The sequence below is a fragment of the Microbulbifer magnicolonia genome, assembly GCF_035117725.1.
GTDB classification, from domain to species: Bacteria; Pseudomonadota; Gammaproteobacteria; order Pseudomonadales; family Cellvibrionaceae; genus Microbulbifer; species Microbulbifer magnicolonia.
In genome coordinates this window covers 950,185-973,131 of sequence record NZ_JAYEFD010000001.1, presented here as the reverse complement: position 1 = coordinate 973,131, position 22,947 = coordinate 950,185, and the positions used below count along the sequence as shown (strand labels likewise).

Sequence of the window (22,947 nt, the reverse complement as noted above, 5' to 3'; positions counted from 1 at the left end):
GTAGTCGCCGCGGCATCGAAGCCTGTCAAATTACAAGGAGCAGAGCAATGCTATTTACCACGCGAATGCTATGGCCGATTTTTTACTGCGTGGCCGCTGTCCTGGTCGCGGCGGCAGCCCATGCACAGGAATCCAAGCCGGCAACCGCCACTACCAGGGAGACCAACTCTGCCGTGCTCAAGGAGCTGCCGTTCAAGAATCAGCAGGACTTCAAGGATGTAAAGCGTGGCTTTATCGCGCCGCTACCGGACAACGGCGTCATAAAAAACGCAAAAGGGCAGCCGGTGTGGGATCTGGGTGCCTACGGTTTCGCCCATGGCAAGGATGCGCCGGAAAGTGTCAACCCCAGCCTGTGGCGCCAGCTGCAGTTGCTGTCCGAGGGCGGTCTGTATGAAGTGACGCCGCGCATCTACCAGGTGCGCAGCGCCGACCTGTCCAATATCACTTTTATCGAGGGCGACAAGGGCGTCGTGGTGATGGATCCGCTGATCTCTGCGGAAACGGCCAGAGCCGCGCTGGATCTTTACCGCAAGCACCGCGGCAACAAACCCGTGGTGGGTGTCATCTACACCCACAGCCATGTGGACCACTACGGTGGTGTGCGCGGCGTGGTGGAAGAAGAGGATGTGAAGGCAGGCAAGGTCAAGATCATTGCTCCGGAACATTTCGTGGAAGAAGCAGTGAGCGAAAACGTCTTCGCCGGCAACCATATGTCTCGCCGCGCCACCTTCATGTATGGCAACCTGATTCCCAAAGGCCCCCAGGGCACCCTGGGCACGGGTCTCGGGCTGGGCACTTCCCCCGGCACGGTTACGCTTATCGAGCCGACCGACACGATTACCAAAACCGGCCAGCAGATCAAGCTCGACGGTCTCACCTATGAATTTCTGCTCGCACCGGGAACCGAAGCACCCGCGGAAATGCACTTCTATATTCCCGAGCTGAAGGCGCTCACCGCCGCCGAGAACGCCAGCCACACGCTGCACAACCTCTATACGCTGCGCGGCGCTAAGGTGCGCAACGCCAAGGCCTGGTCCGGATACCTGAACGACACCATCAATCGCTGGGGCGACAAGACGGAGGTGCTCTACGGACCGCACCACTGGCCCACCTGGGGCAATGAGAATGTCGTGAACCACCTGAAGAAGCAGCGCGACCTGTACAAGTACCTGAACGACCAGACCCTGCGCATGGCCAACCATGGCTACAACATGGTGGAGACTGCGGAGATGATGGAGTTACCGCCGGAGCTGGCCAACTACTGGGCCAACCGCGGCTACTACGGTAGCGTCAACCACGATACCCGCGCCGTGTGGAATTACTATCTCGGCTTTTTTGACGGCAACCCGGCGCGGCTTTACCCGCTGCCGCCGGCGGATGCGGGCAGGAAATATGTCGAATACATGGGCGGCGCCGACAATCTGCTCAAACAGGCACAAAAGGACTACGATGCCGGCAACTACCGCTGGGTGGCACAGGTCCTGGACAACCTGGTATCCGCGGAACCGAACAACAGGGTCGCGCGCAATCTGCTCGCCGACGCGCTGGAGCAGCTGGGCTACCAGCAGGAAAATGGTCCCTGGCGCAACTTCTTTATCAGCGGCGCCAAGGAGTTGCGCGAGGGCGTCAAGAAACTGCCAGTGCCGAATACCGCCAGCCCTGACACCATCCGCAGTATGCCGACCGGAATGTTCTTCGACTATCTCGGCATCCGCCTGAACGGACCCAAGGCCGCCGGCAAGAACATTGCCATCAATGTATCGCTGCCGGACGTGAAGGAAAACTACTCGCTCGTGCTGGAAAACGGCGTGCTCAACTACGGCCCGCCGGTGGACAGACCCCACAGCACCGTGACCATCAACCGCAGCGATCTGAACGACGTCATTCTCGGCACGGCGACCATGAAGGACAAGATGAACGACGGTTCGGCCAAGGTGACGGGCGACCAGGCCGAGTTCGAAACATTACTGTCGCTGCTGGATACCTTCGAGTTCTGGTGGAACCTGGTCACGCCCAATCCGCCACCGAAAAGCTGACAGGAGAAATCTATGGGTGGCCCGACTCCGACAGTTGTCACAGTAGAAGAAAGCGGCGATGGGAAATTCACCCAGGCCCTGACCTCCGGCCCCCATCATCTGGTCGCCGATGAGCCCGAGGATGTCGGCGGCGATAACAAGGGTCCCGGCCCCTACGAGTACGTACTGCTCGGCTTGGGCGCCTGCACCAATATGACCATTCGCATGTACGCCGACCGCAAGGAAATCCCGCTCGGCAGGGTGCGCACTGTGCTGTCGCACCGCAAGATCCACGCCAAGGACTGTGAGGACTGTGAGAGCAAAGACGGCAAGATCGACGAAATCGTGCGGGAGATTACCCTGGAGGGCGAACTGACCGGTGAGCAACGGCAGAAGCTGCTGGATATCGCCAATCGCTGCCCGGTGCACAATACGCTCACCTCGGAAATCGTGGTGCGCTCGCGATTGTCGTCCGCCTGAGCATGCAGTTGGCGCATTCCTTGTAGGAGCGGCGGGGCGGCCAACGGCGGATGGCCGCCCCGCCGCTCCTACAATATTCTTTCGACGTTTTGAGGCCGTCTGGATGTCCACGACCACAAAAATGGATACCGGCCTGCGCCGGTATGACGATTGGGGGGCGCATTACATTCTTTCGTCATCCCGGCGCGGGCCGGGATCCAGGGATCTCGAAACTGGATAACAGCCTGCGCCGTTCTCTCAGATCTGTGATTCGATCGGCAGTCGCGACAGCATCCGTGACAGCATCCGCTGCCAGAAATTGCTGTCTGGATCTCTGTGTTTCACTATCGCTCTATTGTCGTCGTCAGTCGCGTGCCAGCTTATGCGGCCTCTGTCATCGAGCTGCAGGCGCCAGGCGGCATCCGGTGCTACCCAGGTTTCGAACAGCCGGTGCAGCTGGCGGTTGACCGCCGCATTCTCGATCAGCACGCCGATCTCCGTATTCAGAATAAAGGAACGGCTGTCGAGGTTGATGGAGCCGACAAAGCTCCTTTCGCTGTCTATTACCATCATCTTGGCGTGCAGTGTCGCCCGGGACTTATCACTGAACCAGTGCATGCGGTGTTCCCGTTCCGCCGTAGGTCGCAGTTCCCACAGGCGCACGCCGGCGCGCAGCAGCGGCTTGCGGTAGCGGGAATAGGCACCGTGCGCGACGGCCGTGTCATTGGTGCCGAGACCGTTGGTGAGGATGTCCACCTGTACGCCGCGTTCTTCGAGCTCGGCAAAGAGTTCGGTACCGCGCCGGCCGGGAATCAGGTAGGCGTTAGTGATTTGCAGTCTCTCCTGTGAATCTTTAACGATTTGTCCCAGCTGGTAGCCCGGGTAGTCGGAGAGGGGGACACTTTCGTGATCCGTCGCCTTGGCCGGGGGATCGGCGTACAGGGTGGCGGTGCCCCACTGGAACGGCACCTTGCCGGCGGCGAGCTCCTTCACCAGGGTGGACTCCCGCAAGGCATCGCGGAACTCGGATTTTTCCTCCTTGACGAGATGTTCACGCAGGCGAGTGCGCAATTCCTCCAGCGAGTGGGTCTCCTCCCTAAGCGATATCAGCTTTGATACGGGCAGTGACACCGAGTGATTCCAATAGTCGTCAAAGGTGATCGACGCATCGGCGATGATTGCACCTATGGCAATGACGTCTACATCGAGGAATTCCACCTCGGCGTTGGTGAAGTAGCCATCGGCGACGTTGCGTCCGCCGGTGATCATCGCCAGCCCGTCTGCCACTAACAGCTTGTTGTGCATGCGGTGGTTGATGCGGCCGAAGTTGAGTGCCTGTTCCAGCCCGCGGCGCAGGCCGCTGCGACCCTCGACCGGGTTGAACACGCGGATCTCCATGTTCGGGTGGCTGTCCAGCGCCGTCACCCAGGGATTGGTGAGGCGCGTGCCCAGGTCGTCGACCAGCAGTCGCACCCGCACACCTCGGTCCGCCGCTTCGAGCAGTTTTGCGGTCAGCAGGCGCCCCGAAGTATCGTCGCTGTAGATGTAGTACTGCAGATCGAGGGAGATAGCGGCCTCCTCGATCAATACCGCGCGGGCGACGAATGCGGACAGCCCCTCGTGCATCAGATAGAAGCCTGACTCGCCGGAGGAGTGCCCGTTGCTTTCCATTTCGATGCCATGCGCCAGCCGGGTATTCATGGCCGGGGGCAGGGCTCCGGTATTTTCACTGGAAGTCATCACGTCGTGCCGACTGCAAGCGTGGATGACCGGGGCGAGGCCGCCAAATGCATACGATTCATGGGCGTCGGCTCAAGAAGGCGGACTGGTGTCCCGATCGGGTTCTTCGGAAGGTTCGAACCTGCGTGGGCAGATCTTGAGAAATACGCCCAGGGCGACCAGCAGTGCCGCCGCACTGAAAATGACGGCGATCGGCGCCGGCAAGTCTTCAACATTCTGGTCCTGAATGAGTTTTATGACCAGAACCAGCCCTTCCAGGGCGAGGGCGGCGCAAACGACGATGATAAAGCGAGGCGCCGACTCCAGTAACATATGCGACGATTCAAGCCTGGGCTCCCTGCGGATATTGATTTTGATCACCACGTAAAGCTCGAACATCGCCAGTGCGATAATCAGGTTGCTGATGGCATTGATGATGACTTCGGGGATTTCATTTTCACTGTAGAAAATTTCGGAAGAGAAAAAGAATTTCACCAATGTCGACATGGTTGAAATCAATATCGCCGCACAAAGTATCAAGAAAAGTACGGAAAAGAACCACGTAAATATGACATGTGCAGAGTATTTGGAGAGTTTCGGTTCCGTCATGGTTGTCCGGGTCGCATTTCAAACTTTGCGATTGAAGTCTGCCGCGTCCCAAATGTTGTCGAAACCGTCAGGGTGCCTATCCATCAGGCGAAAAACGGCTTGCGCAAACCGGGAGCGGCGGGCATGGCTATTGTGAGCTGGCTGAATCTAGCCTAGCAGGACTGGGAAGCGCGGGGGATTGAAGGGAGGGAAGCTGTCGCGGGAGCCGAGCTCCCAGCCACCCGCACCGTGGTATGGCACAGTTTGGGCAGCTGGAATGGGAGCCGGTCCAACTCTTATAGCATCAGCCGACAGTTGCTTCCGCCGCTCGGGCAAAATTCGGGTCGGATTTGCTGCCAGATTCGAACTGCAGGATGCCATCCAGCAGGGGTGACTCCAGCAGGATTTTCGAATCCTTTTCATAGTCGTTCAGCAGCCGCCAGGGATACCTGGTGCCCTGGCGTGGTAACACATCGTTGCCGCGCTGCACATAGCCGGATTGCAGCCCGCTCATTACGGATGTCTCTTCGGCACAGCCCTCGCGATCTACCGCGACGGAAACCCGCAGGTTGTTGCGTTTCATATGATTCAGTAGGCGACAGACATAGCGCGCGGCGATGTCTGCCTTGAGGGTCCAGGGCGCATTGGTATAGCCGAAGATCCACGACATGTTCGGCACCCCTTCCATCAGCACCGCCTTGTAGGTGAGCTTGCGGTTGACCTGCACCGCCTCGCCGTCGACCCGGAGCGCCATTCCGCCCAGCACCTGCAGCTTGAGGCCGGTGGCAGAGATGATGATGTCTGCTTCCAGCTCCCGGCCGGACTTCAGGCGAATGCCGCTTTCGGTGAAACTCTCGATCTGGTCAGTAACGACGGAGGCCTTGCCGGACTTGATGGCGTCGAACAGATCGTCGTCCGGGATAGCGCACAGTCGCTGGTCCCAGGGCATATAGTCCGGGGTGAAATGCCGCATATCGAAGTCTTCCCCCAGTCCCTTGCGCACGCCGCGCAGGTAGAGGGCGCGCATCAGGCTCGGCCAGCGCTTGGATACCTTGAACATCCAGCGCTGCAACTTGATGTTGCGCCAGCGCGCCATGCGGAAGACCCAGCGTTCCGGCAGGAACTTCTGCAGTATCGCGGAAATTTTGTCGTAGGCGGGGATAGACAGCACATAGGTTGGGGAGCGCTGCAGCATGGTCACATGAGCCGCGTCGCCAGCCAGGGCAGGCACCAGGGTCACTGCCGTGGCGCCGCTGCCGATGACCACCACTTTTTTGTCGCGGTAGTCCAGATCCTCCGGCCACTGCTGCGGGTGGATAAAGCGGCCGCCGAACTGTTCGAGTCGGGGAAACTCGGGTGTGTAACCCTGATGGTGATCGTAGTAGCCGGTACAGGAGATCAGGTAGTCACAGCTGTAGCTGCGCGGTTCACCGGTTCGGGTGTCCTTGGCCTGCAGTGTCCAGCGTCGCTGCTCGCTGCACCAGTTGGCATCGTTCAGATCCACGCCAAAATGAATCTTGTCGCGAACGCCGAACTCCGCCGCGGTGTCGCCGATATAGCGGCGGATGGCCGGGCCGTCGGCCAGTACCTTGAGGCCGTTCCAGGGGCGGAAATTGAAGCCGAAGCTGAACATGTCGGAGTCCGAGCGGATGCCCGGATAGCGGAACAGGTCCCAGGTGCCGCCCACATCGTCGCGCCGTTCCAGGATTGCGAAGCGTCTGTCCGGGCACTCCCGGCTCAGGTGGCAGGCGGTACCTATGCCCGACAGGCCGGCGCCGATGATCAGCACGTCGTAATGTTGTGACTGCATGGTTTCTCTCACGTTTATTCTTATCGTGGCCGAGTAGATTGCGCTTCTTCCGATGACTTTTATTGCTTTATTGCGACAAAAGATTATCGTATCCCGACAAACCAGCCTTGGAGTAGCAGATGGCGAGTGTCATTCGGGCCAGTGTACTGGCCGGATACAGTGAACTGGTGCGCGACCTGGGCGGTGATCCGGCGCCGTTGCTCGAGGTGCTGCGCATCCCCGCGGATATAGTGCCGTCGGATAATCGCCTGCTGCCATTCCGGGATTCGGCACGGCTGCTGGAGTTGACGGCAGAGAGACTGAGGTGCCCGGATTTCGCCCTGCGCCTCGCCGTCCGGCAGGGCGTTGATCTGCTCGGCGGCATCGCGGTGATCGCCTGTAATTCACGCACGCCGCGCGAGGCGGTCGAGGATGTCACGCGCTTCATGCCACTGCACAGCCCGGCCATTCACCTGCGCCTCGAGCCCACGGAGGCGGCAGGTATCGAGCGGTTGCTTTTCGAGCTGGCAGACCCGGTATTGTCCCGTCTGTGCCAGGTACAGGAACAGACCCTCGGCAATGCGCTGGGGATCCTGCGGTTGCTCGCCGGCTCTGAAACTGCACCGCGACGGGTTTTTCTGCCCCATGCACCGCTGATGCCGGCGCAGCAATATCGCGCATATTTCGGTTGCCCGGTAGAGTTCGGACAGGACTGCTGTGCGATGGAGTTGCCGACAGAAATGCTGGATAGCCCCATTGCCACGGCGAATCCGCTCACCAAGCAGCTGGCCGCCAATTATCTCGAGAGGCAATTCGTTTCCGCGGCTGAGGCAGTCAGCGTTCAGGTCCGCCAGTTGATTCGGCAATTGTTGCCCACCGGCAAATACCAGATTGGTGTAGTGGCTGAACATCTTTGCCTGCACCCGCGCACGCTGCAGCGTCGCCTGGCAGAAGAGAATCTCCGTTTCGATGCGCTGCTGGATACAGTGCGCGTCGATCTGGCGGCGCAGTACCTGGCAGATGCCACCCTGACCCTGGGCCAGATTACCGGCCTGCTGGGTTATTCTGAACAGAGCACTTTCCAGAGAGCCTGCCAGCGCTGGTTTGGGGAGACACCGCGGAACTATCGCAAGCGCCTGGTTGCCGGTCGGCGCGCGACCGCTCAGTTGGCCTAGGGGCGTGGGTGTGAGGGCGCTTACAACTTTTGTAACAGCTGCTGGCGCTGCACGGAAGGCGGCACGCCAAACCAGCGCCGGCAGGCGCGGTTGAATGTGCGCTGATCTGCGTAGCCAAGCAGACACGCCACCTGGGTCATCGGCATGTCCTTCTCCGCGAGATAGATCAGCGAGCGGTCCCGGCGTACCCGGTCGACTACCTGATCAAATGTGTGCGACTCTGCTGCGAGTTGTCGTTGCAGAGCGTGCGGTTTCAGGCCGAGCTGTGTGGCAATCGTTTTCAGATTACAGTAGCGCGTAGGCAGGAACTGAATGATCAGGTGCTCCACGCGCGCGAGTACCGTCAGAGGACTGTCGCGCAGCGCATCCTGGACAAACGCTTCCAGCATGTCGTGGATTTGCGGGTCCGATCGATCGATTGGTTTTTCGAGGACTTTGGTTTCGACAAGCAGTGCGTAATATTGCTGCTGCTTCGAGACAGGGGCATCGAAAAAATTGTGATAGTGAAGAATGCTCAGGGGTGAGTTTCCCTTCAGCAGGACCTCTTTCGCGCGAAAGTCCTGCCCGTACAGCATTCTGACCGCCTTGTCCGCTACCCCAAGCGTCAGATCCATGGTCTGGCGGAGCTGTTTGACTTTAGTTTCCAGGTCGAATGTCATGCGTGCGATGCCCGGCTTCACGTCCCGGGTCAACTCCATCTTTACGCCGGGTGCGTAGTAATGCATGTAGCGGATAATCTGCTCGAGTGCGTGCCCGACCGTCTGCGCATTGAGTGCAATCACTGCCAGCGGCCCCAGAATCATCAAGTCTTGCCTTTTCGCCAGTTGCAGTCCGAAATCGGGGCACTCCAGCTGGTTGGCAGTATCTTCCACGACACGGATCATCGCGCTGTGCGAGATGACGTCGTCGAGTTTTCGGACTTTTTCAGGGTCGATCAAGAATTTCCGCAACTGCGCATCGGGGTCGCCGCCGAGTTCTTCGACGAGATCGATATAGCCCATCAGGGAAGTGGAGCGGATCAGTGTGGTCATGATTCAATGAGGATAGGACAATACACCGAATCATTGACTGCAATATCTGGCCGCCGGGCCAATTTCATCGCGGCGTGGTCGAACGGAAGCGACTGGAAAAGCAAATGTGAATTCAGTCTTTGTTATCGCCCGGGTTAACGTATTTGTCGTTTCGTGACGATTTAGGGCGTATACCAGATCGGCGAAGTCCAGGCGCGCTCCTGAATGGTCTCCGGCAGGTCGTCACGCGGTTTGCGCCCCACGCGCATGGCGTCGTAGGTGGACCAGCGCGGTGTCGGGATCTCGATGACGCGCGCATAGTAGAAGGCGTGCTGTGCTGGGTCGAACTCCTCGTCCGTCCATACCGCAGACAGCTGTGCCGCACCGATAGTATTGGTATAGGTCGCGTCCTCGACGTTGACGGTGTTGCCCACAGGCGCAACCTTGCCGTCAGCGCCGGGTTTGCGATCGCCTGACACGGCGACGTTGAATATTTTCTGGTGCTGCTCGCCTTGTTCGTCGACCCAGCCCTTGATGATCTGGAGGCGGTCGAGATTTGCCCCGGTGCTGTCCTTCATCGCCTGCAACAGAAACACCGGTTTCTTGCCGGCGCTGCCCGGCTTCAAGTTACCTCCCATGGGTACCCCGGCGGCATAAGCGCCTTTGGCCCATTCTCCCTGCAGGCTCTGCTCGTTGTAATCCCAGCCGCCAAAAAAGCGCACTTTCATGCGCGGGCCCGAGGTTGCGTAGGTCTCCTTGCGTTTGACCGCATCCCAGATGGCCTCGCGGGTATTCTCCCTGGCCCAAACCGCGGCCAGGCCGCCGGAGCTGAATTCGCGCACGCGCTGGTTATTGACCTCATCGCCGGGTATTGGTCCGTCGAGCCGGTGTTCCGGGCTGGCCTCCATACCGAACTTGCCGGTGTAATTGTCCTCCTCGATTGCGGACGCAGAATTGTGCGTGTCGGAATCCCCGATCAGGCCGAACACATAGGGATTGCCCTTGCCGTTGGCCGCCATCGACAGGCCGTCGAGATAGGCCTGGCGCGCATAGCTGCCTTTCTTGTTTTTAGGCCGCACCACCTTGGTCGACGACAACGTATAGTCCCAGATTTCAAAATCGGCGAATTCATCGTTGGGCGAAAGGCTCGGGAAAGTCTCCGAGGTGCCCTTGATCTGCGAGACCTCGTAGACCGGCTCATTGCTGACACGTGTCGCGATGTATTCTTCGGTCAGCGGTTCGCCGTCGAGTTCGACCGGAAACATCAGTCCGTCGCTGGCGTTGCCGTTGTGCGGTATGGCGAACAGCGTTGCGCCGCCCTTGCGGGCACTCTCCATCCACTTCCACAGATCGCGTGGGTCATCCGAATCCAGGGCCGAGTAGGGCATATCCGGTACACCGTCGGAAGTGCGGAACACCACTACGCGATGCAGGTTCAGCTTGTCGGGGTTCGAGGTCCATTCGAAGGCGGGGAAGGTGGTGAGCTTGCCCGGCTCGTAGTATTGGTCGGCAGTCTCCACCATTTCCTTCCAAATGGGCTTGGTAATCGCGGGGTCTGACAGGGCCGGGTCTGATTTACCCGGCTGCATCGAGTCGAGCACCCGCGCATAGGCATCGAAGGCCACCTTGGTGTCTTTCGAGGTGATTTCCTTGGCGATCGGCAACTTGCTGGCCGGGCTGTTGGGGTCATACATTTTCTTGAAGACCCCGAGATATTCGGCGTGATCGGAGACTGCGTAAAAGTCCAGCGGCCGGTTGATGCGCAACTCTCCACCGAGCACACCGGCGGGAATGGCTTCGCCCCTGGCCCAGCGGTAGGCGTCTGCCGGAACCGTGGTGGCGCCGTTGGTCACGGCGTCAAACGAGTAGCTGGTATGGACGTGGAAGTTGCCGAAATAAACGTTGTCGGCGATTTCACCAGGCGCATCGCCCAGTTCTTCTTCAACCAAAATTTCCCTTGCATTGCCGGTCCCGGTGCCGTTTCTTGTGACCGACTCGGTTGCGGATAACTCATCGGTTTGTGCCGGCTCTGCCGAATCTTTGTCCGGTTTTTGTTGATCCCGGTCGCCACCACAGGCGGCGAGCATGCAGGCCATTAACAATATTTGACTGAACCGGCGCATCGCACATTACCTTTCGCTAGACAATCTCCAGCGATAAGAGTAGCCATTGGGAAGGCGAGCGGCTACTGGGCGTGCACAGTACAGCGTATTCTGGGCAGAATTCAGCGCAACATTTCTTCGTATTTGTCGGCGGCCTGCTCATTGCCAGCTTCCCGGTTGATGGAAACGAGCGCAGAGAGGATTTCCCGGTTGCCGGGAAAAAGTTGCTGACCGCGTTCAAGTTCACGCAGTGCATCGGCGCTCTTGCCGGCGGTGTTGAGTGCGATGGCATAGACGTAGATGTAGCGCGCGGTTGTATTCGGGTTCTCGGCTGCCTGGCGCAGGAATTCCAGCGCCTCCTGCATGCGCTTCTGCCGCACGAGGGACAGCCCCAGCGAATGTTGAAGCGGAGAATTCACGAGCACCTTGTCGAGTCCGCTGCGCAACAATGCTTCGGCATCCTGTTCGCGCCGGCCGCTGCGATACATGTCGGCCAGGTTGATATAGGCAGGGCTGTAATGGGGGGCTATCGCCAGGGCGCGGCGGTAAAAGGCTTCCGCCTGTTTCTGGTTGCCGCGCTGCGCGTGCAGTGCGGCCAGGTTGGTGAGGGACTCGGGGCGATCCGCATTGAACGTCTCGGATGCGAGGTAATGGTTCAGCGCCTCGGTAAATTGGTGCTGTACCGCCGCCGGGTAGCTGTCCATCGGCAGCGCGGCGATCGAGTTCGCCGCGAGCGCACTCGTCACGCGCTCGTCTTCATACAGCAGTGGAATAGCCAGTGCCGGGCGTATCTGCTGCGGCACCGAGTCCAGCGACTTGGCCAGCCCGAGATTGAGCAGCGCATCATCGCCCTGGGCGATCGCCTGCAGTAACTGCGCAGAATTTCGTGAAAGATAGTGCGGCAGTAGGCTGACCGCCGTGGCGCGGGCGATGGTCGGCTGGGACTCGTCCGCAATCAGCGCAACCAGTCTGGATTCCGCATCGGCGAGGCCGTGACGCCCCGCGTAAATGGCCTCCCCGTAGTGCGCCTCGGTGGGTTTGCCAAACTTTTTCTCCAGCACCTCCGCAGCCCAGGTATTGGCTTTGTCCGTGTGGCAGCCGGTACAGGCGTTGGGTGTTTCGAGCTTGTCCGAGAGATCCGGGCGCGGAATACGGAGGCTGTGGTCGCGGCGCGTGTCCACCTGCATATAGGTCTTGGTGGGCATATGGCAGCTGACGCACTGGGCCCCGGCACTGTTGGCGGGGTGGAAGTGGTGTTCGGGGGTGTCGAATTTTGCCGGCAGGTGGCACTGGGCGCAGACACCATTCCCTTCTACGCGAAGCTGCAGACTGTGCGGATCATGACAGTTGCTGCAGGTCACGCCCGCCGCATACATTTTACTTTGCAGAAAGGAGCCGTAGACGTAGACCTCGTCGTTGATCTGGCCATCCGCGTGGTAGAGGCGCTCGCTCAGAAGTGCAGGGTTGAAGTGGTCGAGCAGATCGTCACCGGCCCGAGCGCCGGGGAAGCTGGTGCTGCGGCGCGAGTGGCACTGGGCGCAGGTCTCTATTTCCGTCTGTGTGTCGGCCGGGTGCTGCAGGTGCGCGATGCCGGTTTCGGTGTCCATGGCCCAGACGGCCTGTTTGCGCCCGCTGAAGGAAACCGCCAGGCCTTTGTCGGCAATGTCGGGTTTCGGGTTTTGCGCCCACTCCACATGGCTGGCACCCGGGCCATGGCAGGCCTCGCAGGCCACATTTATTTCCGACCAGGATGTGCTGTAGGTCTGGGCGGCGAGATCGTAGTTTTTCTGCAGATTGGTGGAGTGGCAGTCGGCGCACATGAAGTTCCAGTTAAAATTGAGACCGGTCCAGTGCAGCTCGTCGCCGTGTTTGATGTGCTCGTCCGGATTCAGGTGGTACCAGCGCTGGCCGCCCTCTGACTCGCTGCGGCTGTCCCAGGCGATGCTCAGCGCCTGCATCTTGCCGCCGGGGAACTCCACCAGGTATTGCTGCAGTGGATAGACACCAAAGGTGTAGGCGATGGGGTAATCGTGCAGCTCGCCATCCGGACCGTCCGTGCGGACAAAGTAACTGCCGTCCTTTTTGTAGAACCGCGAGACCGTGCCGAAATAATCGAATTCCGCGTTTTCAAAATTGCCCAATACAGTCTCGTCGTTGGCCTTTTTCATGGCCAGGTCGTGATGTGAGCCCTGCCAGGCCTTGAACTGCTCGCTGTGGCAAGCGGCACACTGTTGCGAGCCTATGTAGGTTCCGGGACCGGTACCTTTGTCGGAACCAATGTCTCCAGTTTGGTCACCTTTTGCCTGCGGATAGGTGGTGTTTTGCTCGGAAGCGGCGCTTTCATCTGCCTTGGCCCCACCTTGCGACGGGTCTCGTTGGGAATTTTTGTCGCAGCCGCAAATGAAAAGCACGAGCAGCAGGATGCGCAGGGTGGTCGGCATGGATTCCTCAGAGGTCTGTCATTTTATTTTTTGCCACGACACTTTTGCGGTGCGGGTTTCTATCCGTGAACTTCCATGATAGCGGTGCCTCTGTCACAGACAGGATTATTGTGAATGCATTTTACGCCATTATGGTTGACCGGGGCATGGTGTAATTGTCAATAACGTCAATGACTTAGGGGAGAAGCAGCAGAGCAGACTATGCCTGGTGCCCAATTTCTGCTCACGTAATGGGGGCAGCCAAACGTCGGTGCGACGATATTTGCCATTTAGTGAGCGCCAAGCTGCCGGTGAATCGCCCTGCGCTACAACTTATTTCGGAACTCTACCGATCGAGCAATTGGTTCCGCTGACCGGATGGTATTTAGCGTCGTTGATTCACACATACTCGTTTTTCGGGCTATGGTGAGATAAGGCGCAAGGATTGCGGGCTTTTGTATTGCTTCACCGTTGTTTTCGAGTAGTCGTTTTCGAGGAGTTGCCATGATCCTTACACCCCGTCTGCTCGGCCTCCTGAAGCTGGGTTTGCTGCTGAGCCTTTTGGGTGCCATGACAGCCGTTCAGGCTGCAGATCCGCTGCCGTCATGGAATGACGGCGAGACCAAACAGTCCATCATCTCCTTCGTCGACAAGACCACGAAGGAGGGCTCTCCCGGATTCGTCCCCCCCGAACAGCGCGTCGCCACCTTCGATAACGACGGCACCCTGTGGGCGGAGCAGCCGATCTATTTCCAGCTGCTTTACGCCATCGACAAAGTGAAGGAAATGGCGCCGCAGCACCCGGAGTGGAAGCAGCAGGAGCCCTTTGCCTCGATCATTAAGGGCGACACCAAGAAAGCGCTCGAAGGAGGCAAGCCGGCGCTGATGCAGCTGCTCGCCGCCACGCATACCGGCATGACCGGGGAGGAGTTTCAGGACAGCGTCAAGAAATGGCTGGCCACTGCGAGACACCCGGAGACCAATAGGCCCTATACCGAAATGGTCTACCAGCCGATGCTGGAGTTACTGAAGTATCTGCGTGCAAACGATTTCCAGACTTACATCGTCTCCGGCGGCGGCATCGATTTCATGCGCACTTTCGCCGAGGGCACCTACGGCATTCCCCCCGAGCAGGTGGTAGGGAGCAGCCTCAAGGCCAAGTATGAAATGCGCGACGGCAAGCCCGTCATTGTGAAGCTGCCCGAAGTCAACCTGATTGACGACAAGGCCGGCAAGCCGGTGGGTATCTACCAGCATATCGGCCGTCGCCCGATCTTTGCGGCGGGCAATTCCGATGGCGATTTCGAGATGCTGCAGTGGACCACGGCCGGCGAAGGTCCGCGTTTCGGCCTGCTGTTGCACCATACCGATGGCAAACGCGAGTGGGCCTATGATCACCCGTCCCATGTAGGTCAGCTCGACAAGGCCCTGGCGGCAGCGCCGAAGGAGGGCTGGACGGTGGTCGACATGAAGGACGACTGGAAGGTGATTTTCCCCTGGGGAAATCTGAAAGCCGCATCCGGTCAGTAATTTATCTCGAAGTATTCCGGGGGCTAGCCTGCCGCTCCCGGAAGGTCACATCTGAGGCAGGCAGAATTCCGGGAGGAAATGATGTACCTATCCTCGCTGCGCGGGTTGCTGCTGCTCCCGCTGTCACTGCTACTGCTCTACCCGGGCGTTGTTCAGGCCCAGGAAAAGCCCAATATTCTCGTCATCTGGGGCGACGATATTGGTATAACCAATATCAGCTTCAACAGCCGCGGACTGATGGGCTATTTCACGCCCAATATCGATCGCATCGCCAAGGAGGGACTGTCCTTTACCGATTACTACGGCCAGCAGTCCTGCACCGCCGGTCGCGCGGCCTTTATCGGCGGCAACGTACCGGTCAGAACCGGAATGACGAAAGTTGGGCTGCCCGGGGCGAAGGAGGGCTGGCAGAAGACCGATGCCACCGTCGCCACCGTGATGAAAAGCCTTGGCTATGTCACCGGCCAGTTCGGCAAGAACCACCAGGGCGATCGCGACGAGCACCTGCCGACGAACCACGGCTTCGACGAGTTCTTCGGTAACCTCTATCACCTGAATGCGGAAGAGGAACCGGAAAATCGTGACTACCCGAAAGACCCGGAGTTTCGCAAGAAATTTGGTCCCCGCGGCGTGATTCGTGCAACTGCCGGTGGAAAGATAGAGGATACCGGCCCTCTGACGAAAAAGCGCATGGAGACGGTGGACGAAGAAACGCTGAATGCGGCGATCGACTTTATCCAGCGCGCGCACAAGGCCGGCAAGCCCTTCTTTGTCTGGTGGAATGCCACCCGCATGCATTTCCGCACCCATGTGCGCGAGGAACACAAGAACCTCGGTGGCCCCAACAGCAACGAGTATATCGACGGTATGGTCGAGCACGACCAGCACGTGGGCAAACTGCTGAATCTGTTGGATCAACTGGGTATCGCCAAGAATACCCTCGTGTTCTATTCCACCGACAACGGCCCCCACTACAATACCTGGCCGGATGCCGGTATCACGCCGTTCCGCAGTGAGAAGAACTCCAACTGGGAGGGCGCCTACCGGGTTCCTGCGTTCGTCCGCTGGCCCGGCAAGTTCCCCGCAGGTAAAACGCTCAATGGTATCGTGTCCCACGAGGACTGGCTGCCGACATTGGCGGCGGTGGGTGGCAATGCCAATATAAAGGAGCAACTGCTAAAAGGCGTCAGCTTGAACGGACGCAAATACCGCAACTATATCGACGGCCATAACATGCTGGACTATTTCAGCGGCAAGACGGAAGAATCGCCACGCAAAGTGTTCATGTATGTCAACGATGACGGGCAGATAGTGGCGATGCGCTACCTGCCGTGGAAGGCAGTTTTCCTGGAGAACCGCGGCAAGGCGTTTGAAGTCTGGCGCGAGCCTTTCACCGAGCTCCGTGTCCCGTTGCTGTTCAACCTGCGCCGCGATCCGTTCGAACGAGCCCAGCACAACGCGAATACCTACAACGACTGGTTCCTGGACCGGGCCTTCGTACTGGTGCCAATGCAGCAATATGTGGCTCAGTTCCTGAAAACTATGCAGGACTACCCACCCAGCCAGACGCCGGGCTCGTTCAATCTGGAAAAGATACAGAAACAGCTGGAGGCGGGCGCCTCGGGCAGTAACTAGTACGGCTTGCGGATTCGAGCGAGCCTGATAATGAAGATGGGCCCGCTGTTTAATAGACGAAGGCCCCGAAAATCGGGGCCTTCATGCAAATGAATTTGGAGTTATTTAGTTTCCCGTCGGCATGGGAATCTTGACCCCGTCCTTCTCGAGCTGTTCGCGGAGCCACTGGAAGCGCTGATACTCGGTGATCGTGATTGGGCCACTGTAGCTTTCACTCTGGAGCTTGCGCGGCGGATACTCGAGATAGGTCTTCATCAGGCCCTCGATCGCCTGGCTGATCGTTACCATGGTCCAGGTGCGCTCGGTAAAGTTATTCATAAACAGGTCGTAGCGCTCCTGCGGGTCCTGCCACAGATCGAACACCTGTGGCACCGTGGCGACATATTTTTGTGCGCCCTTCCAGCCGAGGTTACTGTCCACCGCGAGGCCGCCGGTGTGGGCGCCGTCGTCGCCGCGCAGGTTGAATACCGCCTTGTAGTTACCGACACGGGCCGCCCCCGGCGTGAGTTCGTCTTCGGTGAAATAAAACCAGGAGGCGCGCGAGCTCTTGCCGGTACCGGCCAGTACCGGTGACATGTCGTAGCTGTCGAAATAAATCGGCTGGCCAGCGCGGTCCTTCTCCGGCAGTTTTATACCGGCCACGGAGGCGAAGGTGGCCATCAGGTCCAGGCCGCCGAGAATGTCGTGATTGCGCACGTTCGCCGGAATCTTGCCCGGCCAAACCGCGATCGCCGGCACCCGGTTGCCGCCTTCGCGCACGGTGCCCTTGGTGCCGCGGAAGGGGGTATAGCCGGCATCGGGAAAGACATCCTGCCAGGCGCCATTGTCCACCGTGTAGAACACCAGCGTGTTCCGATCGAGCCCCAGTTCACGCAGTTTTGCCAGCACGCGGCCGATGCGCGTGTCCAGTTCCACTACCGCGTCGGCGTACTTCGACTTGGACATGGATTTGTGCTTGAACTCGGGTGCCGGCATGTTGGGCTGGTGGTTCTTCATGAAATTGATATTGATAAAGAAGGGTGTGTCTTTATCCTTCGCCGCCTGCTCCAGGAACTTGATCCCCGCCTTTTCGATATAGTCGTCGAGGAAGGGCAGGCCAACGACGCCTTTATCCGGTGTATTCACATACTGGCCATTGACCTTCCAGTCCTGCTTGGCCGGTTCACCGGCCTTGCCGGACATTGAGCCCTTGGTCACCCGGTCGAACATGGCGCGCAGCTTCGGATCCATATCCGGGAACCAGGTCGGGTCGCCATAGGTATAGGCATTGGCGTGATATAGGAAGGCGTGTTCCATAAAGTCGTAGCCCTGGGCGTTGGGCAGCGCATAGTCGGATTCGCCGAGGTGCCATTTGCCGGTGAAGTAGGTTTCATAGCCCGCCTTTTTGAGCACCGATCCCAGAGTCCACTCTGCTTTCGGCAGGCCGCCGCCCTGGCCCTGGAAGGCCACGGTGGTCATGCCGCTGCGGTTCGGAATGCGACCCGTCTGGATCGCCGCGCGCCCCGGTGTACAGCTGGGCTGGGCATAGAAGGAAAAGAAGGTCATGCCTTCGGCGGCCATGCGGTCGATATTGGGAGTCGGCATACCGCGCCCCTCACCACCACCATAGGGCCCCAGGTCGCCCACGCCGGTATCGTCGGAGACGATCAGCAGGATATTGGGCTTGGTGCCGGCGATTGTGGCCGGAGCGGGGGCGGGCTGGGTCGCCATTTGCGCTAGCGGTGATTGCGAAGTCGTCGATGGTGTCGGCGCTGGCGGCGTGTCCTGCATTGGTGAGATGGGCTCCGCCGACGCAGTTTCGCCAGTAGCCGCGCTGTCCTGCTTCCTGGCCGCGGCATCATTGCTGTCGCCGCAGGCGGCCAGGAAAACCGACAGCAGGAGAGCCGCATAAAAGTGGCGCATGGGCAAATCCTTTTTCGATAGCGCTAAAGGCGATCCTTTTTGGATTCCATACCAGTAAGGCGGAATGGAAGCATACCCCGCTCCCGGGACCCTATGAGGCATGGATGCCGATGACGAGCGTCCAGGGATGTATTCACAGCGTGTTCCGGGAGAGGGGTATGCTTTCCTTTCGATCCGGTAGTAAGTAACTCAAGTTTCGGCGTTCACATCGAGGGCAGGAAGAACCCGCTTGGCACAGTGCGAGGCCCTGCTACCGGTGGCCACCTGGCAAATATTTACCGATGCGGTTTTTTGCCAGGTGGCCACCGGTAGCAGGGCCGCTCGAAGGCACTTCCCTTCCGGCCTGGCAACTCCTGCGAACTCCGAAACTTGAGTAAGTAATAGCATAGGGGTGTCGCGCGTCACTCAATCGCTGGCCAGTGGCACCATCTAGGGCGTGTACCAGATCGGTGACGTATAGGCGCGCTCCTGGGTAATCATGGGCACTTCGTCCGGCATCTTGATGTTGAAGCGCTTGGCCTCGTAGGCGGTCCAGCGCGGAGTCGGGATTTCGATGATGCGGGCGTAGTAGAAGGCCCTTTCGCCGGGGTCGAAGTCCGGGTCCTTCCATACGCTGATCAATTCCGGTGCGCCGATGGTGTTGTACCAGACCGCCTTCTCTACATCGACGGTGTTGCCCACCGGAGGCAGTTTGCCATCGGCACCGGCCTTGCGGTCGCCGGACCAGACGACGTCGTAGACCTTCTCCTGCTTCTTGCCGTCCTGGTCGAGCCAGCCCTTGATGATCTGGATCCGGTCCAGGTTGGCACCGATGGGGTCGCGCAGGGCGGCGACGAGGAAGGTGGGGCTCTTGCCCTGCGGGGCTTTGCTCAGGTCGCCGCCCATGGGGACGCCTTTGTCGTAGCCGATCCAGGCCGGGTCGCGGGCGCCGGCGTCTTCCTCGGTAAAGTCCCAGCCGCCGAAGAAGCGCACCAGCATGCGCGGGCCGGTACTGGCATAGGTTTCACGGCGCGCCATCGCATCCCAGATGGCCTCGCGGCTATTTTCTGTGGCCCAGACGGCCGTATAGCCGGCGGCACTCATCTCCCAGCCGAGGACTTCGCGCCCTTCAAAAGACAGGGTGACATGCTTGTACCGCTCGGGTCCGGGCTCTACCCCCGGGTGTTTGCCGAAGAAATTGTCCTCTGCGCCGGTGGTGAGGCCGGTATGGGAATCGGTGCCGGCGGCCAGGCCGAACTTGAACGGATTTGCGCCCAGCTCCCGCTCCAGCAGCAGTCCGTTTTTGAGCGCCTCGCGGGCGTATTCAAATTGCAGCATCTCCGGTTTCTTCGGCAGCAGGTTCAGGTTGCCCTTGTCCCAGCTCTCGAAGTCTGCGAACTCATCGTTGGGAGAGAGGGCGGGGTGGGTCTCGCCATCGCCCTTGATCTGCGTGACCTCGTACAGGGGTTCCCGTTTTTGCCGCTCCAGTGCGTAGGCTTTCGTCAGTGGTTGGCCGGTATAGGTCTCCATGGCGAACATCAAACCGTTGGAGAGATTGCCGTTGTGGGGAATGGCGAGAATCCTGCCGCCGCTCGTCTCCTCGTAGCGTGCCATCCACTTCCAGAGATCTTCAGGGTTTACCGTTTCGTAGGTTGTGAGTGGCGTCTGTTGAATCGCCTTGTCGCGCCCGTCGCGGTAGACGAGATTGCGGTGCAGGTTGTTGCCGGGGCCGGGATTCGGTGTCCACTCGTAACCGATAAATGCAGTAAATCGTCCGGGCTCATTATATTTTTCGATGATCTCTGTATATTTTTCCCAGTTGCTCTGCAATGTTTTGGGATTTTTGAGAATATCCGGCAGGGTGCCTTTGCTCTGCGCCGCGATGGCTTCCATGGCGGCGGCCACCGAATCCTGCGGGTCGCCATTCATGGCTTGGTTCCACTGTTTTAGGGTCGGCTCCTGCATATACTCCGGATTGCCCTTTCTAATCTCTGCCGTGACACCAAGGGAGTCGGAGTGGTCCGTCATCACCACCCAGTCCAGTGGCCGCGACAGTCGCACAGGTACGCCAAAGGTCGACTTGAGCTGTTCCCCGCGGGCAAAGCGCAGGGCGTCACCGGGGGTAATCGTGGCCAGAAAACCCGCGTCGAAGGACCAGGAGGTATGCAAATGCTGGTCTCCCCAGAGCGCGCGGCTGGGGAATGTGCGGTTGGCGTAGGGCGAGAAACTGCGGGGCCCCAGTTTCCTGGTTTGCATAATCGCTTTCGGGTCGATCAGTCCCATATCGCCGGACTGGACCGGATGCTCTGTGCCTTTTTCGCCACCCCCTTGTTGCGCTGCTGTCGTCTGAACAAGTGCTTCGCTGGACTTGTCGGCGACATTGTTGGCTCTGCTTTCCGGTTCCGGTGCATCTTTCGGTGGGGACTCGCGCTGACAGGCCGTCGCCAGTATCACCAACGCAAGGGCCGTGCCGGCCGTCAGTCTGTGTCGACAGGATATAGTTGCCGAACCTGTTTTGAAGATATTCATGACATCCTCTGTCACTAGATAACCTGAGCCTTCAGGGCGTATACCAGATCGGACTGGAGAAGGCGCGTTCCTGCTGCACCTTGGGCACTTCCTTGTCCATGTCGATGCCGAAACGGACCTTGTCGAACAGCGTCCAGCGCGGCGTGGGGATTTCCAGTACGCGCACGTAGTAGACCGCTTTATGGAGGGGGTTGAATTCCTCGTCCTTGAAGTAGCCGATCAATTGCGGCGCGCCGATATCGTTGGTGTACTTGGCGGTCTTCAGGTCGACGGTACTACCGACGTGTTGGATATGGTGCATTGCGTCCTTCTTGCGATTGCCGGACCACTTCACGTTGTAAATCTTTTCGTGAGTCTCACCGTTGCCGTCCACCCAGCCTTTGACGATCTGCACGCGGTCGAGGTTGGCACCCTGCGGATCTTTCATCGCGGCAACCAGGAAGGTCATTGGCTGCCCGCGTTTGGCAGCGGAAAGCTTGCCGCCCATAGGTACGCCTTTTTCGTAGCCCGCTGCTGCGATATCGCCTGCTGCGTCCTGTTCATTGAAGCCGAAACCGCCGAAGAAGCGCAGCTGTATGCGCGGGCCGGTGGTGGCGAAGGTTTCCTTGCGCATCATCGCATCCCAGATGGACTCGCGGGTGTTCTCCTTGGCCCAGACGCCCATCACGCCAGAGGCCGCCTGCTCCCAGCCCATATATTCTCCGCCTGGCCCGCTCAGTAACGGGAACTTCCAGCGCTGTTTGTTGCTCGGTTCCAGGGTCTTGAACTTGCCGAAGAAATTGTCTTCCTCGGTGGTGGATAGGCCGGTGTGGGTGTCGGTGGCGCCATTGGCGCCGTACTGGAAGGGATTGGTGCCGAGCTCGTCCTGCAGGCGCATGCCGTTCTTGAGCGCTTCGCGCCAGTATTCGTACTTGAGTGCGCCGGGCGGTTTCGGCTTCACGATCAGGTTGCCGCGGTCCCACAGGTCCCAGTTGGCGAACTCGTCTTCGGGTGACAGGGAGGGATGGGATTCGCTCTGGCCCTTGATTTGGGTGACCTCGAACAGAGGCTCGTATTTCGCCCGCATTGCGGCCCACTCTTTGGTCATTGGCGAGCCGTCGAAACGCTGCTCTTCGAACATGCGGCCGTTGGACAGATTACCGTTGTGTGGAATCGCCAGTACGCGGCCGCCGGTTTTCTGCTCGTAGGCCTGCATCCATGCCCAGAGCTTTTCCGGATCCTGAGTCTCGAATGTGGTCAGGGGCAATAGGGTGCGGGTGCGGTCGGCGCCATCGCGGAAAATTACGTTCCGGTGCAGGTTGTCGCCGCCACCGGCGTTCACCGTCCACTCATAGGCGATGAAGGTGGTGAATTCGCCGGGTTTGTAGTACTTCTCTGCGGCGTCCACCGTCTTTTCCCAGGCGGATTTCATCCACTTGGGGTCCATGACCAGCTTCGGCAGCTTTCCTTCCGACTGCATGACGATCAGTTCGCTCTTGGCATCTGCCGCGGCTTTTTCGTCGCCGGAGGCCAGCGCGTCATGCCAGCGCTTTAGTGTCTCGTCCGCCATCATTTCCGGGTTGGCGGCGACGATTTCATTGATCACGCCCATGCCGTCAGAGTGATCTGTGATCATGAACCAGTCGTAGCGCCGGTGCAGCTTCGCCCTGATGCCGGAGTTGGACTTCACCTCCTGGCCCAGCGCAAAGCGATAGGCGTCTTCCGGCGTCAGGATAGCACCGTCCATACCGGCATCGGCGGACCAGCCGGTGTGCACATGGGTGTCGCCGAAGTAGACGTTGGTGGGGTAGCCGGCGGTGGAAGTGGTAGCGGGACCGCGAGCGGAACCGCCGGGGGGGGCGGCAGTGGAATCCCCGGCCGCGTAGGGATTGCCTTCGACGGAAGCATCATCCGAATCGGGAACCGCAGTTCCATATTCCTCTTCGACAATCTGCTCGCCTGCTGTCCTTGGTTCCTTGGTCGTGCCTTTCCCGCTGTCGCGGTCGCCGCCGCAGGCGCTCAGTAACACAAACAGTGACCATATCAGCAATGACTTGGGGAACATACTGCGGGACATTATCTCGACTCCTTTCGATCAATCTATGCGCGCCGCTGG

Annotated in this window: 14 protein-coding genes; 5 read left to right on the top strand and 9 right to left on the bottom strand. The window is 59.4% G+C overall.

Annotated elements, in window-relative coordinates; all coding sequences use genetic code 11:
* Positions 1-47: 47 nt before the first annotated feature.
* Together RRF64_RS04265 and RRF64_RS04260 are read left to right on the top strand one after the other, a co-directional pair.
* The gene (locus tag RRF64_RS04265) at positions 48-2,036 is read left to right on the top strand and encodes an alkyl/aryl-sulfatase (RefSeq protein ID WP_323844581.1); all 1,989 of its coding nucleotides are present in this window, start codon (positions 48-50) and stop codon (positions 2,034-2,036) included.
* A gap of 12 nt (positions 2,037-2,048) precedes the next feature.
* On the top strand, positions 2,049-2,495 hold the full coding sequence (locus RRF64_RS04260) for an OsmC family protein (RefSeq protein ID WP_323844580.1): 447 nt from the start codon (positions 2,049-2,051) through the stop codon (positions 2,493-2,495).
* Positions 2,496-2,732: 237 nt separating this feature from the next.
* On the opposite strand, the gene RRF64_RS04255 is transcribed toward RRF64_RS04260, so the two are convergent.
* From RRF64_RS04255 to RRF64_RS04245, 3 genes are all read right to left on the bottom strand, one after another.
* Positions 2,733-4,214: a phospholipase D family protein gene (locus RRF64_RS04255; protein WP_323844579.1), complete on the bottom strand. Its 1,482-nt coding sequence runs from the start codon at positions 4,212-4,214 to the stop codon at positions 2,733-2,735.
* A gap of 72 nt (positions 4,215-4,286) precedes the next feature.
* Positions 4,287-4,802, bottom strand: coding sequence for a hypothetical protein (locus RRF64_RS04250; RefSeq protein ID WP_323844578.1), 516 nt, complete (start codon positions 4,800-4,802; stop codon positions 4,287-4,289).
* 283 nt (positions 4,803-5,085) lie between these two features.
* Positions 5,086-6,591 (bottom strand): flavin-containing monooxygenase, encoded by a 1,506-nt coding sequence (locus tag RRF64_RS04245; RefSeq protein ID WP_323844577.1) that lies wholly within the window; start codon positions 6,589-6,591, stop codon positions 5,086-5,088.
* A gap of 119 nt (positions 6,592-6,710) precedes the next feature.
* On the opposite strand from RRF64_RS04245, the gene RRF64_RS04240 reads away from it, so the two are divergent.
* Positions 6,711-7,745 carry an AraC family transcriptional regulator gene (locus RRF64_RS04240; RefSeq protein ID WP_323844576.1) on the top strand — a complete coding sequence of 345 codons (1,035 nt, stop codon included), beginning with the start codon at positions 6,711-6,713 and terminating at the stop codon, positions 7,743-7,745.
* Positions 7,746-7,765: 20 nt separating this feature from the next.
* On the opposite strand, the gene RRF64_RS04235 is transcribed toward RRF64_RS04240, so the two are convergent.
* The 3 genes from RRF64_RS04235 to RRF64_RS04225 all read right to left on the bottom strand — a co-directional run bounded on the left by RRF64_RS04235 (position 7,766) and on the right by RRF64_RS04225 (position 13,298).
* Positions 7,766-8,776 (bottom strand): AraC family transcriptional regulator, encoded by a 1,011-nt coding sequence (locus RRF64_RS04235; RefSeq protein ID WP_323844575.1) that lies wholly within the window; start codon positions 8,774-8,776, stop codon positions 7,766-7,768.
* A 161-nt stretch (positions 8,777-8,937) separates the two neighbouring features.
* On the bottom strand, positions 8,938-10,704 hold the full coding sequence (locus RRF64_RS04230; RefSeq protein ID WP_323844574.1) for a DUF3604 domain-containing protein: 1,767 nt from the start codon (positions 10,702-10,704) through the stop codon (positions 8,938-8,940).
* Positions 10,705-10,979: 275 nt separating this feature from the next.
* Entirely contained in the window at positions 10,980-13,298 is a 2,319-nt protein-coding gene (locus tag RRF64_RS04225; protein ID WP_323844573.1) for a multiheme c-type cytochrome, read from the bottom strand.
* Positions 13,299-13,781: 483 nt separating this feature from the next.
* Here RRF64_RS04225 and RRF64_RS04220 point away from each other — a divergent pair, with 483 nt between their 5' ends.
* Together RRF64_RS04220 and RRF64_RS04215 are read left to right on the top strand one after the other, a co-directional pair.
* Complete coding sequence (locus RRF64_RS04220; protein ID WP_323844572.1) at positions 13,782-14,807, top strand: HAD family hydrolase; 1,026 nt, start codon at positions 13,782-13,784, stop codon at positions 14,805-14,807.
* Between the two features lie 81 nt (positions 14,808-14,888).
* Entirely contained in the window at positions 14,889-16,442 is a 1,554-nt protein-coding gene (locus RRF64_RS04215; protein WP_323845594.1) for an arylsulfatase, read from the top strand.
* A 105-nt stretch (positions 16,443-16,547) separates the two neighbouring features.
* On the opposite strand, the gene RRF64_RS04210 is transcribed toward RRF64_RS04215, so the two are convergent.
* The 3 genes from RRF64_RS04210 to RRF64_RS04200 form a co-directional block, all read right to left on the bottom strand.
* Positions 16,548-18,344 (bottom strand): arylsulfatase, encoded by a 1,797-nt coding sequence (locus RRF64_RS04210; RefSeq protein ID WP_323844571.1) that lies wholly within the window; start codon positions 18,342-18,344, stop codon positions 16,548-16,550.
* 429 nt (positions 18,345-18,773) lie between these two features.
* The gene (locus RRF64_RS04205) at positions 18,774-20,852 is read right to left on the bottom strand and encodes a DUF3604 domain-containing protein (protein ID WP_323844570.1); all 2,079 of its coding nucleotides are present in this window, start codon (positions 20,850-20,852) and stop codon (positions 18,774-18,776) included.
* 31 nt (positions 20,853-20,883) lie between these two features.
* Positions 20,884-22,908 (bottom strand): DUF3604 domain-containing protein, encoded by a 2,025-nt coding sequence (locus tag RRF64_RS04200; protein WP_323844569.1) that lies wholly within the window; start codon positions 22,906-22,908, stop codon positions 20,884-20,886.
* Between the last annotated feature and the right edge of the window lie 39 nt (positions 22,909-22,947).